The 13,758-nt window shown below is 50.5% G+C and carries 10 protein-coding genes; 1 reads left to right on the top strand and 9 read right to left on the bottom strand.

The features are described 5' to 3' along the window. Window positions 1–16 precede the first annotated feature (16 nt). Window positions 17–1,216 carry a pyridoxal phosphate-dependent aminotransferase gene (locus NQ565_RS10565; protein ID WP_016662788.1) on the bottom strand — a complete coding sequence of 400 codons (1,200 nt, stop codon included), beginning with the start codon at window positions 1,214–1,216 and terminating at the stop codon, window positions 17–19. A gap of 209 nt (window positions 1,217–1,425) precedes the next feature. Here NQ565_RS10565 and NQ565_RS10560 point away from each other — a divergent pair, with 209 nt between their 5' ends. After that, the gene (locus NQ565_RS10560) at window positions 1,426–2,661 is read left to right on the top strand and encodes a hypothetical protein (protein WP_022104675.1); all 1,236 of its coding nucleotides are present in this window, start codon (window positions 1,426–1,428) and stop codon (window positions 2,659–2,661) included. A 20-nt stretch (window positions 2,662–2,681) separates the two neighbouring features. On the opposite strand, the gene NQ565_RS10555 is transcribed toward NQ565_RS10560, so the two are convergent. The 8 genes from NQ565_RS10555 to NQ565_RS10520 form a co-directional block, all read right to left on the bottom strand. Continuing rightward, window positions 2,682–5,285, bottom strand: a complete 2,604-nt coding sequence (locus tag NQ565_RS10555; RefSeq protein WP_016662790.1) for a sensor histidine kinase — start codon at window positions 5,283–5,285, stop codon at window positions 2,682–2,684. A 92-nt stretch (window positions 5,286–5,377) separates the two neighbouring features. Then, window positions 5,378–6,640, bottom strand: coding sequence for an ABC transporter permease (locus NQ565_RS10550; protein ID WP_016662791.1), 1,263 nt, complete (start codon window positions 6,638–6,640; stop codon window positions 5,378–5,380). Between the two features lie 9 nt (window positions 6,641–6,649). Continuing rightward, window positions 6,650–7,930 carry an ABC transporter permease gene (locus NQ565_RS10545; RefSeq protein WP_005653128.1) on the bottom strand — a complete coding sequence of 427 codons (1,281 nt, stop codon included), beginning with the start codon at window positions 7,928–7,930 and terminating at the stop codon, window positions 6,650–6,652. A 28-nt stretch (window positions 7,931–7,958) separates the two neighbouring features. Beyond that, window positions 7,959–9,197, bottom strand: a complete 1,239-nt coding sequence (locus NQ565_RS10540) for an ABC transporter permease (RefSeq protein ID WP_005653130.1) — start codon at window positions 9,195–9,197, stop codon at window positions 7,959–7,961. Between the two features lie 33 nt (window positions 9,198–9,230). Continuing rightward, window positions 9,231–10,523: an ABC transporter permease gene (locus tag NQ565_RS10535; protein ID WP_005653132.1), complete on the bottom strand. Its 1,293-nt coding sequence runs from the start codon at window positions 10,521–10,523 to the stop codon at window positions 9,231–9,233. A 1-nt stretch (window position 10,524) separates the two neighbouring features. Beyond that, window positions 10,525–11,148 carry a GIN domain-containing protein gene (locus NQ565_RS10530; RefSeq protein WP_005653134.1) on the bottom strand — a complete coding sequence of 208 codons (624 nt, stop codon included), beginning with the start codon at window positions 11,146–11,148 and terminating at the stop codon, window positions 10,525–10,527. A gap of 29 nt (window positions 11,149–11,177) precedes the next feature. Beyond that, window positions 11,178–12,455 (bottom strand): FtsX-like permease family protein, encoded by a 1,278-nt coding sequence (locus tag NQ565_RS10525; protein ID WP_005653136.1) that lies wholly within the window; start codon window positions 12,453–12,455, stop codon window positions 11,178–11,180. A gap of 13 nt (window positions 12,456–12,468) precedes the next feature. Further along, window positions 12,469–13,743, bottom strand: coding sequence for an ABC transporter permease (locus tag NQ565_RS10520; RefSeq protein ID WP_005653138.1), 1,275 nt, complete (start codon window positions 13,741–13,743; stop codon window positions 12,469–12,471). Window positions 13,744–13,758 lie beyond the last annotated feature (15 nt).

Below are 13,758 nucleotides of genomic sequence, written 5' to 3'. Positions count from 1 at the left end.
TAGTATTATATATCTTCTATTCCGTACGTCCCGGATAAGCTTCGAGCGCTTTGGAAAGCACAAACAGTGCACGGATTAAATCTTCCTTCTTCAAGACGTAAGCGATGCGCACTTCGTTGCGGCCGGAACCCGGAGTGGTATAAAAGCCGGAAGCCGGAGCCATGAAAACGGTCTGCCCTTCGTACTGGAATTCGGAAAGACACCATGCGCAGAACTTGTCCGAATCGTCTACGGGCAGCTTGGCCACGGTATAGAACGCTCCCATCGGAATGGGCGAATATACGCCGGGGATACGGTTCAGACCGTCAATCAGGCATTTACGGCGTTCTACATACTCGTCGTAGGTATCGCGCAGATAGTCTTCACCGGCATCCAAAGACGCTTCGGCGGCAATCTGACCTATCAACGGTGGACTCAAACGCGCCTGGCAGAACTTCATAACGGCATCGCGTATCTCTTTGTTCTTCGTTATCAGCGCACCTATACGGATACCGCATTCGGAATAACGCTTGGAAACGGAATCAATCAGGACTACATTGTTCTCGATGCCTTCCAGATGGCAGGCGGAGATGTATGGAGAACCCGTATAGATGAACTCGCGATACACCTCGTCGGAGAAGAGGAAGAGGTCGTACTTCTTCACAAGGTCGCGTATTTGATTCATTTCACGGCGGGTATAAAGGTAGCCGGTAGGGTTGTTGGGGTTACAAATCAGGATGGCACGCGTACGTTCGTTTATCAGCTCCTCGAACTTCTCCACCTTAGGCAGCGAGAATCCCTCTTCGATGGTCGTTGCAATCGTACGTATCCTGGCTCCGGCAGAGATGGCAAATGCCATGTAATTGGCATAAGCCGGTTCGGGCACGATAATCTCGTCACCCGGATTGAGGCATGCCATGAAAGAGAACAGCACCGCTTCCGAACCGCCGGATGTAATGATTATGTCATCCGCAGTGAGCTTGATGTTGTACTTATCGTAATACCCCACCAACTTCTCGCGATAGCTGCGATAACCGGCACTGGGACTGTACTCCAATACCTTACGGTCAATATTACGGATGGCGTCAATCGCGACTTGCGGCGTAGGCAGGTCGGGCTGTCCGATATTGAGGTGGAATACATGGATGCCCCGTTGCTTGGCTGCATCTGCCAAGGGAGCCAGCTTTCTGATAGGAGATGCGGGCATCTCCATCCCGCGAATAGAAATTGTTGGCATGAGTTTTTATATCATTTTATCATTTAAGTTGCAAATGTAGTGATTTATTTGATACCAAAGGGAAGCAAAGACATAAAAACTTTAAAAACCTTATCTATATTAAAAACACTATGCTATTTAAAAAGAATCTTGTACCTTTGAAATAGTAAACAAATGAGCAACCACAACCGTTTTATCTTAAACCAACTTTTAAAATAGTAAGTAACGCTATGGTCATCAACCTAATAACTTTTGCTTCACTGCTACATAAGCAAGCATCAGTCCGCAGTTCCCATGAAATAATCCTGAACGAACTGGAAAAATATTTCACCGTCAATTTCATAGATTACCAAGATATCAACAAACTGTCTCCCGACGATTTCAGCATCCTGTTCATCGCCACCGGCGGAGTGGAACGGCTGGTTATCCAGCATTTCGAGGCTCTTCCCCGCCCTGCCATCATCCTGGCAGACGGTATGCAGAACTCGCTTGCCGCCGCCCTCGAAATATCTTCCTGGCTGCGCAGCCGGGGAATGAAAAGCGAAATCCTGCATGGCGAACTGTCCGAAATTATCAAACGCATTTTTGTACTGCACAGCAATTTCATGGCACAACGCGGCCTCTACGGAATGCGTATCGGCGTGATAGGCACTCCGTCGAGCTGGCTCATTGCCAGCAACGTGGATTATCTGCTTGCCAAACGACGCTGGGGAGTGGAATACACAGACATCGCACTGGAACGCGTGTACGAATATTACAACCAAATCACGGATGATGAAGTAGGCGAAGCATGTGCCGGCCTTGCCGGAAAAGCGCTTGCCTGCCGGGAAGCGTCGCCCGAAGATATGATAAAGGCAATGCGCCTGTACCGCGCCATCCGGAAGATTGTGGACGAAGACCGTTTAAGCGCACTCACCCTGAGTTGTTTCCGCCTGATAGAACAGACGGGCACTACCGGCTGCCTGGCGCTTTCCCTGCTGAATGACGAGGGCATCATTGCCGGATGCGAAGGCGATTTGCAGTCCGTCTTCACCATGCTCGCTGCCAAAGTGCTTACAGGCAAACCTGCTTTCATGGCCAATCCTTCCATGATTAATGCACGCACCAACGAAATCATACTGGCGCATTGCACCATCGGCATCGCACAGACAGAGCAGTTCATCATCCGCAACCACTTTGAAACGGAAAGCGGCATCGGCATACAGGGAATACTGCCTACCGGAGACGTAACAATCGTGAAATGCGGCGGAGAATGTCTGGACGAATATTACCTCGGCACAGGTACACTGACCGAAAACACCAACTACATCAATATGTGCCGCACACAGGTACGTATCAAGATGAACGCCCCGGCGGAATATTTCCTGAGAAATCCGTTGGGCAACCATCACATCATGCTGCATGGCAACTACGAACTGATGCTCGACGAGTTCCTGCAATCCAACGGATGCAAAAGGATAGAATAAACTCTAAAACCGACCGGCAATCATATTACATCATCACTCATGCGGACTTCAAAGCGGGTTCCTCTGCCCGGCTTTGAAGTCACCGTAATGGTTCCGTGTATACGTTCCACAATTGTCTGGCAGATACTCAACCCTAAACCGGCCCCTTGCGTAAAGCTGTCCGCCTTATAGAAACGCTCGAAGATATGCTTCTGGTCTTCATCGGATATACCCGCTCCGGTATCTTCCACAAAGACGGTGGTATATCCGGATTCATCCACTCTATATCCTAAAGTGATGCTCCCTTGCACGGTAAACTTCTTGGCATTGTTAATCAGATTATTCAAAACCTGCTTCAAGCGTACGGCATCGGTAGTGATATACTTGTCGGCCCCTTCCGGAAAATCGGTGCATAATTCCACTCCCTGCGGCATGCTCAGCCTCTGGGAGTCGTAAACTTCCTGCATGATAAACGTAAGATTGTAAGAAGAGAACTGAAAATCCATTGTGCCCGATTCGATGCGCGAGAGGTCCAGAATATCATTAATCAGAGCCAGCAACAACGTGCAGTTTATATTGATAGTCTCGACAAACTGCTGTACTTCTTCCGAAGAAAAGGCTTGCAGGTCTTTCAACAAATCGGAGAAACCGACTATCGCATTCAACGGAGTACGTATCTCATGGCTCATGTTGGCAAGGAACGCCGATTTCAGTCTGTCAGCCTGCAAGGCACGGTCACGGGCCGCGATAAGTTCCTCTTCGGTGTCTTTATAACGCTGGATACTCTGGCATACACCCAATACCCTATAAGGTATATCTACCGTAAGCCCCTCATAAGCGGTACTCCGGAACTCCCACCACTCATATCCGCCATCTGCGTTTTGCAGCCGGAAACTCATGCGCGAGTTCGGCTCATGCCCCAGCATGATATTGTCGAAATGCCTGCATGTGCGGGAAAGGTCTTCCGGATGGACAATCCGATCCAGTTCTTCCCTCGAGATATAGTCCGTATTGTCGTAGCAATTGAAACGTTGCAGCAGTCCGTCGGGAAAATGGAAGCATTTCAACCGTGTGTTGTACTGCCACGGATAAATGGAACTTTCCTCAATAGCCATATTGAAAAAACGCTTCTGCATCTCTTCTTCGGATATATTACGGCAGACAATTGCCATACCCGTCAGTTTGTCTTTCGCAAAGATAGGAACCACCTCGCCCGAAACAGGGAAATAAATACCTTTGGTATTCTCTTGCATGAATGCCTTTTCCGGTATAATGACAGGCTTCCTATCCTGTATCACCTGTTTCAACAGAGCCTGCAGGATGTTCTCGCCATTCATGTAAATATGGAGAATGGAACCGGCAACCTGTCCTTCGTACGGACGTGTCGTATACATTTCTGCAGGTAATCCCAGCATCTCCACTAAAGCCCGGTTCACAAAATGGATTCTCAAATCCATATCATACGTAACCAGTCCGTCGCGAATAGAACAGAATATCTTATCGAATTCATCCCGCTGTTCCACCAGACGGTGTTGTATCAGCAGACGGGTCTGCGCATGTATCCGCTTGCGCGATTCACGCCGGTTGCTCCGATAGAGCCAGACTACAAGAAATGCCAACGCACCCACTATCACCGAATAGAACAGAATAAACCAGGCCTGATAGCGGTCCATCAGAGGAATGTTCAAAACGATTCCCCGTTTTTCAACACTATCCACATCTACATGGAAGAAGTCCAACTGTTTGTAGTCGAACAATAACTTGCCACCCAGGTCTCCTATTCCGAATGAAGCAGGCGACCGCCCCTTCAGAATACTTGCCGCCTGTATGCCCGCAGCATAAGTATCTGCCGCCGGTTCTACATCATAAACACATAAAACACCACTTGTCATTGCCAGGTTTTGATTGGCAAATACAGGAGCTTTCAATTTCAGGGAAAGAAAAGGAATCCACTTAGGGGCGATAACAATGTACTTATGGGCATGATAATCGTAACAAATAGACGTTATGAGAGAGTTGAGGGACTTTCTCTGCACATTCAGTTCCTTAAAACTGTATTCGGGATGTTTCTTATGAAAAGACTCCCAGGCTTCTTCTACCGCTTCCACTCCCTTAGCACTCAAAAAACTGCTGTCCGACAGGCAGACAATCTCCTTACGTGCAGGAAACAAACGTATGGCTTCCTCAAGCAACACATTAAAATCCGTTACTGAAGTGAAGCCCGAGACATTCGGCATACGGTCGAACAACTTCCTGTCAGGATATTTAATGCCCGAAACAACTACCGGTATCTGATACGGCAAAGAATCGCCGCAGTGAGTCAAGGTAAAGAAAGCCTCATCACTGGACGTCACAATCAAATCCGTTTTCCGCTGTCTGGCACGTTCGCATATGCGGCGCATGATGACACACTCCGAAGCAAACGTCCAAAAATCGGCATTCAGATACTCTATAACCACGTTTGCTTTTACACCGCCCTCTTCCAAGCCGTCCTGCAAACCGGCAATAAGGTTATTATGCCAGGAAGAACTGTTTGTGTATGATTGTATGAAAAGTACATTATAATTGGTTTCCGCAGCCGAAAGCGTCCCCGATATCATGCATAAGAAAGCTAATGAACATGTTAAGAAAAAGTGTTTTCCCATTCCGTTTGTTTTGATTTGTCTGCGTAAACTTCTTTATAACTACGCAAATATACAAGCTTATATCGAGAATATACATCTTTTCTTAAAAAACTTTATTCATCATGCAATGCTTCTGCCGGGTGTACTTTCATCGCTCCATAAGCAGGATACCAGATTCCGGCAACAATCATCAGCGCCATAAGCAGCCATGTCAAGGCAAGAGCCGGCAGAAAGCGTCCGGCATCGAAAGGCATCTTGCCCACATCCACCAGTTCGGCATAACCGATGTTGAAAGCGATGACAGCCGCCGGTACGGCCGCCAGCGTAAGCAGCAACACCCCTTCGTACATGAGACAGGAGAAAATCCCCCGGCGCGAACTGCCCAGCGCCATCCGCAGCGCAACCTCTTTACGGCGTTGCTGCGTACGGAACCAGAATGTGCCGATAACGCCCAAGAAGATATTCAACAGCAGGAAACCGAGCACGCAAAGCTGCGTCTTCCATTCGTTCATGTCTTCCAGCTCACAGATTTCGCGCAAATGGCTGAAAGGTGTAATGTCCAGCAGATACAGATTACCTACCTGATAAAGGCGGTCGGCATCATTCATCAGCTTTTCGGCAAAGTTCTTATCGGCATCTTCGGAAACGCGCAGGCTGACTGTGACATAACGGGGATCGCCGAAATTCCGTAACCTCTTCGCATTGAGCGGAAGGGCTGCAAAAGCCCCGCCCCACTGCGACGGAGTATGGAAATGCGACCAACGCACGGGCGTGCCCACCGCACCGATGCGACGGCGAACGTCCTTACCGTAGTTCAACAGCAAGACTTCCCGCCCCGGCAAGGACGCACTGCCTCCCAATTCCGGATGTCCTTCGGTGAGATTGGAAGATACCACCGGCTCGTCATTGCGGAATGCAGCCTCTACCTTGGCAAACTCCGCTTCCTCCGTAAAGGCATAACGGAACACGCGGAAAAAGTCCGCCTCCACCCAAAGAAGACGAACATTGACAGCCACAGAGTCAATACCCAAATCAATACCGTTACTGCCCTCATTGTACGGAAAGCAGTTTTGCGAAATGGCAACGGCCTCTACGCCGGGGCAGTGGCGCAGCCTGTCCGTAAGCCGGAGCAAGTCGTCCATATCATCATCAGCGGTCAGCTCCGGATTATAAAGAGGCGAGTCCTCTCCCAGCTTGCTTACGGTGATGTTGTAGCAGTGCTCCGTATCGAATCCCATCGGAGCGTGATAGACCCGTGCGGTGACAAGCGTCCAGTCCACAATATACCACAGCACGACAAAGACCAGCAGCAGCTCCACAAAGAGAAAAAGATTGCTGTTCCACTCGTTCTTTATTTGTTTCAATATCGTTTTCATAACCATCGTTTACCTTTGATTGATCGCATCCGTTATATTCATTCTCGAAGCCCTCCATGCCGGTATGCCTGCCGAAAGGATGTTCATCAGCAAACAGAAACCGAAAGCTGCAAGGAATGCCCAGGGCGAAAGCAGCATGCCCGGTGTCAGGGCGGTTTCCCCGCTGAGGTAGGCATTGGTGCTGTTGTTGAAAAGGAAACCGTTCAGCAGGAAGGTGGCGGCGTAACTCAGCGCAAGTCCCAACACGCCGGCAAACAATGTCAGCAACAGGTTCTCAAAGAATATCTGGCGTATCAGTTCGCCACCCGTAGCCCCGAAAGCCTTGCGCACACCTATCTCCGCCATACGTCTGCGCATACGGGAGAGCGTCATGCTGCTCAGGTTGATGGCAGGCACAAGCAACAGGATGGCGATAACGAGCATATAGCGCAGGATAATGGCTTTGGTATCGGGCGTTTCGCTCCACTTGCGGTAAAGGTTGGCAAACTGTTCATCGGGTTGCCCGCGATAGAACACTTCCGAGTCGCGCAGACTGTCGTTATACTTACGGCGAAGTTGCTCCGCCTCCTCACGGATAGCCGGAAAATCGGCTGCGGAACGCGCAAGGATAACCGCCCTCATCTGTCCTACGGTCTCCTCCCACCACGCCAACCGGGCAATGTCTGTGGACGTATAAGGAATCCACACCTGCGCATAGGCGGAAGTGGCCAGTACGGACACATCCGCCACTACACCGGATATACGGTACTCTACATAGTTCAACTGCACCGTCTTTCCCGCAACGTCCGTTGTGCCGAACAGGCGGCGCGCCACCGCAGCGCTCAACACGGCGCATAGCACTCCGGCATCGCTGTCGGCCTTGGTAAACGCCTTGCCGCTGAGAAAGCGAAACCGGAAGATATGCCAAAAGGCGTCGTCCGTCTGCACCATGTCGGCCGTGACCTTGTTGCCTGCCGGCAGGGACACACGTACCTTTTCGGGCAAGGAAACCAACGTTACTGCCTCCGCCGTAGTGAGATTCTTAAAGCACTCGCGCCCCGTATGCACCGACATGCGGGCGTTGGATGAATCGCCGTCGCTCCCGCCCTTGTTCTTGACGGACATGGCAGACACATACAGCGAACGGCTGCGGTTCACCTCAGGCTCGCAGTCCACAAGCCGCACCTGAAAAGTGATGACAAGTACCATAATCATACAGATGGCCAATGCCGTACCCAGTACGGAAACCCATGTTATGATAGGATTCTCGCGCAAGTGATATAGCGCTTGCTGAAAGTAAAGACGTATCATATTCCGTTATCTGTTTAACTTCCTAAAATCATTCATCATGCAGCGCCTCTGCCGGTTGTACCTTCATCGCCCTGCGTGCCGGAATGCCTATACCAATCGCAATCATCAATCCTATCAGCAGGAAGCTGATGGCAGCGCAAAGCAATAGGCGCTCCCACTCCAAGGTCGTACCGTTGCGCCAGGAGTTCAGTTCCATGCTTGCCAGATTATAGTCTATGAGCAAAGCAACAGGCGTGACAAGCAACAGCAAAAGCAGCCCCTCGCTTATCAGACGGGTGAAAATACTCATGTCCGATGCTCCATGCACCTTATGCAGGGCAATCTCCGAACGGCGTTGCTGGGTACGGAACCAGAAAGTGCCGAGCAGTCCCAAAAATATATTCAGCAACAGAAATCCCATACCCATTACGTAATTGCGCAGGTCATTGCTCCATGTCTGCTGGAAATTACGGCGGATGTCCTTAAAGGAACGTATTTCGGAGATAAAGATATTGCCGATGCGGAACTGTTTCTCACTGTCCGTTTTCAGGCGTTGGATGAAATCATGGTCCTGATTTTCGCGGACACGGACACAGAGTTCCAATCCCGTATCATACCAATCGAGTTTATAAAGAAAGGTATACGAATCGCGGGCCTGCTCGAAATCATTGTAACGTACATCCTTCAAGGCCGCTCCCAGCCGGTAGGTTTGTATTGTGTCGCCGAAAAGCCGGAAGCTCTTGCCTACGAACTCCGTCAGCGGATGGCCGTACTTCCGGTAAAGGTTGTCGGAAGCAAGGAACTCTCCCTTTTCCAACATCCCGGCAAGCTGCTCGGGCGTCTCGCCACGTGTGCCCTGATAACGGAACACACGCACAAAATCGGGAGTCACCAAACGGCGTATCGTCCAATTACCGGAGACCAGCGTATCGTACTGCACCAGATCTGTGGAGTTACTGCCATTATATGGATATGAGTTTTGCGAAAGACTCACCGCCTCTATCTCCGGACGACGGCACAGACGGTCCACAAGTTCAAGAATATCGGCATCTTCCTGCTCATCGGTCTGGTTCGGGATATAATCGGGACTCTTATCGGTAAGCTTTCCCATTTCGATAAGGTAGCAATGGCTGATGTCGAAGCCCCGCGGCTCCAGATAAGTTGCCATACGCGTATAAAGATAGTCCACCACAAACCACATCACAACACTTACAACCAGCAATTCCAACGCCAGCCACAGGTTATTGCGCCATTCATTCTTTATCTGTACCAAAAGTTTCTTAGTCATTTCTTTCCGTAATTAATAGTTAGCGACAAGCGTTTAATGCAACCGTCCTCCCAATGCGTTCACTATCCCGATGCGGGAAGCCTTCCATGCCGGGAAACCGCTGCTCATCAGATTCAGCACAAAGCAGAACAGCAACGCCCACCCAAAGGTGGAAGCATGAAGCAGAATGGAAGCATCCACTTCCGGCGGGTTCAAAGTCTGACTGAATTCCTGCGCAAAAAGCAACGTGTTGCCCACGTATGCAAAGGCCACGCTCAACAGCAAACCGACAACACCCGCCAATAAAGTCATTACCAGATTCTCCGCCACAATCTGCCCAATCAGCTCCATCCGTGTACTGCCGAAAGCACGGCGCACTCCGATTTCCGATACCCGCTGACGCAAGCGGCTCTGTGTCATGCTCGAAAGATTGATGGCAGGCACTATCAGCAGAATGACGAAGATGATAATCCGCTGACGGCGCGCCGCATTCACATCCGGTTCGATATTGGCGCCGAAAGCAATGGCATTCTTTTCCTGGTCGTAAGGGCGGTTACGGTAAATCAGCTTCCAGCCGTTCTCTCCGATAAGCGTATTATACTCTGATTTACGGCGTTCCGCTTCCTGGCGTATAGCGGGGAAATCATCCCGGCTGCGCGCCAGCATCGTACAACTCATCATTCCCATGTGCCGGTCGTTCCAAGCCTCCTTATCCATTCCCGTAGAAGTATACGGGACCCATACCTGTCCGTAAGCGCAGTCGGCCAGCGTAGACACATCTTTCACGACACCGGCAACGCGGTAAGGCGCATGATTGAGAAGAAACTCGCGCCCCACGGCATCCGTCGTGCCGAAAAGGCTGCGCACCACACTCTCCGTAAGTACAGCCACCGGTTGACCTGCATCGAATGTTGCTTTATCATAAGGCTTTCCACCAATAAAGGAGAAGTCAAATACGCGCCAAAAGATGTCGTCCGTTTGTCGCAAGTCCACACTGATCGCCGGACTGCCCGGCAGAGATACAGGAGTGGATATAGGAAAAACAGTATAAATAGTAACGGCTTCCGGTGTCTTCAACAACTGGAAACATTCGCGGGCAGTCTGTGCGCTCATCGGTCCGTTACTTGTGCCGTCTCCCCAATTTGAGTTGGAGATACTCATCCACTTGACGTGCAGGAAGCGGTCACGGTTACTTTCGGGTGCAAAAGGGACAACCTTTACCTGCTGCATCATCACCACCAGCATAATGAGGAAGATGGCAAGCGCAGTACCGGCTATACTGACCGCACTAATCAGCGGTTGCTGGCGAAGTTGCGCCCATGCTTGTATGAAATATTGCTTTATCATCTCAACGGCCTATTTTTAAATTATCTGTATTTACGCCTCCTATGCCTCCTTTGGAAATATCAGCGCGTCCGGCGCTTCCGCTCAAAGTGACACTGCCCACACCACCCATTTTGGCGGACAAATAGTCGCAGGTTACATGAATATCGGCGCTGACTACTCCGCGCAAGGCAACTTTCAGCTCGTTGCACGTCAAGTCGGAGACATTCACTTCACCCACACCTTTTATCTCGAATGACACGGCATCGAGCTTCAAGGGCTTCTCACATTTGAATTCGCCTACACCGGTAAACTCCACCTCCTTCAAGTCGGGAGCCGAAATCCAGATAGTCACGCCATCCTTCTGATTGCTCCTGCGCTTGTTTTTCCCGTCCTTGAAACCTATCAGCAGACGGCCGTCCTTCACTGTGGTCTGCGTATTCTTCACGTACCTCTCCCTGCCTTCAATCCTGAAAGAATAAGTATCACTCTGTGTAAAATGAATTGTCCCCACAGAGGTTATCTCAATGGACGAGAAAGCATCCACCTTACGTACTTCACTTACTTTTGCATCTTGTGCACAAACACTTAGCATACCTGCAAAGGCCAATACCAATGCAATGATAACACCCGCTATATCAGTTCTCATATTTCTTCTTTTTTATTTTGTTTCACATTCTATTCTTCGTGCAACGCCTCTGCCGGCTGTATCTTGATAGCCTGCCGTGCCGGGAACCATATTCCAATCACCACCATCAGCGCTATCAGCAGCCATGCACCCAACGAGCCCAGCAGAAAACGCAGGAAGCTCCATTTCACCGGCCAGGTGGTAATCAGTTCCGTATGTCCCATTGTAAATTCGGCAATGCCCACGTTATAACAGACAATCATGGCGGGCAGCGTAACAAGAGTCAGCAACAGCAATCCCTCCCCCATGAGCAGGCAGAATATCTGCTTCTTCGTGCTGCCCATGGCAAGCCGCAAAGCTATTTCATTGCGGCGCCTACGGGTGCGGAACCAGAAAGTGCCTATCAGCCCCAGGAACACATTCACCAACAGGAATACCACCACAACCGTTTGCGTATTCACCTTATCCACATCGCCTTTCATCACTTCAAACTGATATTGCTGCTCCGTATAAGGCACAACGTCGGCTATGAACATATTGTCGGTGTCCAGATGCGGGGCTATCTCTTTCAGAAACTTGCTCCGGTAATCGGGAGAGTCCATGTTTTCCTTCACGCGGAAAACAATCTGCGCTCCATCATCCCGCAATTCGGTCCGTATCACATTCTCGTCAATTCTCCGGAAAGCCCACTCTGCATCTGCCCCATAGCGATAGGAACGGAAACTGCCGATCATGCCGCACTGTGTTACCACGTTCGCGGAATCTCCGTACCAGCTCAAGGGAGTATCCAAAGAGAAGCCGGGTACTCTTTCCTTATAATAGTCGGCCGCACCCTCGCTCAGCATCACATAATTGCCGGATGTGACATCACCCCTCACAGGCATTGCCGCAAACGGACGTTTGGCATCTTCCTTCATGCGGAATACCCGCGTATATCCCCCGGTAGCGTTTATTATGCGCACTGCACAGCCGATGGTATCCTGCACAGCCAGCGAGTTATAGGAATTATTGCCACTCATCGGCAGGCTCCAATACGACAGGGCGGCCACTTCAACCGCAGGCTCCCTTTCGAGCTTCTGCAGGATGCCCAGGTATTTGTCCGCACTCGTCATGCTGCTGTCCCGGCTTTCACCGCCCTTAATCATTGAAAGCTGGTACACATGGTCTATGTTATAGCCCAACGGGCGATAGAACGTATACTTCAGGCATCCCAGCGAATCGCAGAGAAACCACATCACGATAAATACCAGAAACAATTCTGCAAGCACCCATCCGTTACTGCGGAGACGCGCCCGAATCATACGTAAGTTATGTACTATGAATTTCATAATCAATCTCGCTTTATTTATCGTTCAAAGAATCCACAATTGTGTGCCGTGCGGCAAGCCATGTAGGCAGGCCTGCGCTCAGCAGGTTGATGACCAGACAGAAAAGGAATGCCAGACAGAACACCGTAGGGCTGAACAGTACCGACATGCTCAGGTCGAACTCGCCGGAAGTGCCGGTGTTCTGATTATTGGTGAACAGCCACGTACGCATGCCGTACACGGCCAGATAGCTGAACACCAGCCCCACCGCTCCGCCAATCAGAGTCAGTACGAGGTTTTCATTCAAGATCTGCCTTATGAGTACGCCGCGCGTCGCTCCGAATGCCTTACGCACGCCCAGTTCGCTGATGCGCTGCTGCATACGGCTGTTGCTCAGGCCGCACAGATTGAGCGACGGCACTAAAAGAACAATGAGCAATGCCAGAGCGTACTGTATGTACAACATCCGCAAATCCGGCCCCACGTTGGCCCACACATGGTTGACATGCGCCACGATTTCATCGGGCTGTTCCATAATGTCCATCAGCGTTTCGGCCTGTACGGCATTGATGTCCTTCACCCGCTTCGCTATTCCCTGCCTGATGGCCGGAATATCTTCGGAAGAACGTGCCAGCGCCACCACCGTATGCGATTGGGCATAACTCCAGATGGAAGTGGCATCCTGCAACTTGGCGGGATACATGCGCCACACTTGCGCATAAGCATCCTTCGCAATGACCGAAACATCCTTTACCACCCCGCAGATACGCGCTTCGTTACGGTTCAGCAGCACCGTCTTGCCTACTGCATCCGTAGTGCCGAACAGTTTCCGCGCCACAGAAGCAGCCACGACAATGGCGGACACATCACCGCCCCGGTCGGAATCATCGAATCCCCGTCCTGCGACAAACTGCATCCGGAACACTTTCCAGAATCCCGGGTCGGTTTCCATAGCATCCACTTTCACCGCATTAGTGCCGTCGGGCATGGAAACCAGGGCGACCGTTGCCGGAACAAATGCCGTACAGGCCTCTACTTCGGGCAACGGCTGCACACAGTTCTTCATGAAAGCCGGCGAACAGGCTGTATAATTATTCCAGTTCTTGTTCTCCTTGCCCTGCAAATGCATCTTGCTTATGTAGAGAGAGCGGTTACGGTTCACTTCCGGCTCGATGTCGGCATATTTCATCTGCCAGGTAATCACAATCGCCATAATCATGGTAATGGCAAATGCCGTACCTAATATGAATATGGTACTCAGCAACGGGTTCTGCCGTAAAAGTATAAAAGCTTGGCGAATGGTCTGCATTTTTGAGTTATGAGT

This window comes from Bacteroides stercoris ATCC 43183, assembly GCF_025147325.1.
Lineage (GTDB): Bacteria > Bacteroidota > Bacteroidia > Bacteroidales > Bacteroidaceae > Bacteroides > Bacteroides stercoris.
Note: the sequence above shows the minus strand (reverse complement) of the source record. Positions and strands in the feature narration are given on the sequence as shown.

Coding starts and splice junctions, on each gene's coding strand:
- NQ565_RS10565 (WP_016662788.1), bottom strand. CDS start 1,216: ATGCCAACAATTTCTATTCGCGGGATGGAGATGCCCGCATCTCCTATC.
- NQ565_RS10560 (WP_022104675.1), top strand. CDS start 1,426: ATGGTCATCAACCTAATAACTTTTGCTTCACTGCTACATAAGCAAGCA.
- NQ565_RS10555 (WP_016662790.1), bottom strand. CDS start 5,285: ATGGGAAAACACTTTTTCTTAACATGTTCATTAGCTTTCTTATGCATG.
- NQ565_RS10550 (WP_016662791.1), bottom strand. CDS start 6,640: ATGAAAACGATATTGAAACAAATAAAGAACGAGTGGAACAGCAATCTT.
- NQ565_RS10545 (WP_005653128.1), bottom strand. CDS start 7,930: ATGATACGTCTTTACTTTCAGCAAGCGCTATATCACTTGCGCGAGAAT.
- NQ565_RS10540 (WP_005653130.1), bottom strand. CDS start 9,197: ATGACTAAGAAACTTTTGGTACAGATAAAGAATGAATGGCGCAATAAC.
- NQ565_RS10535 (WP_005653132.1), bottom strand. CDS start 10,523: ATGATAAAGCAATATTTCATACAAGCATGGGCGCAACTTCGCCAGCAA.
- NQ565_RS10530 (WP_005653134.1), bottom strand. CDS start 11,148: ATGAGAACTGATATAGCGGGTGTTATCATTGCATTGGTATTGGCCTTT.
- NQ565_RS10525 (WP_005653136.1), bottom strand. CDS start 12,455: ATGAAATTCATAGTACATAACTTACGTATGATTCGGGCGCGTCTCCGC.
- NQ565_RS10520 (WP_005653138.1), bottom strand. CDS start 13,743: ATGCAGACCATTCGCCAAGCTTTTATACTTTTACGGCAGAACCCGTTG.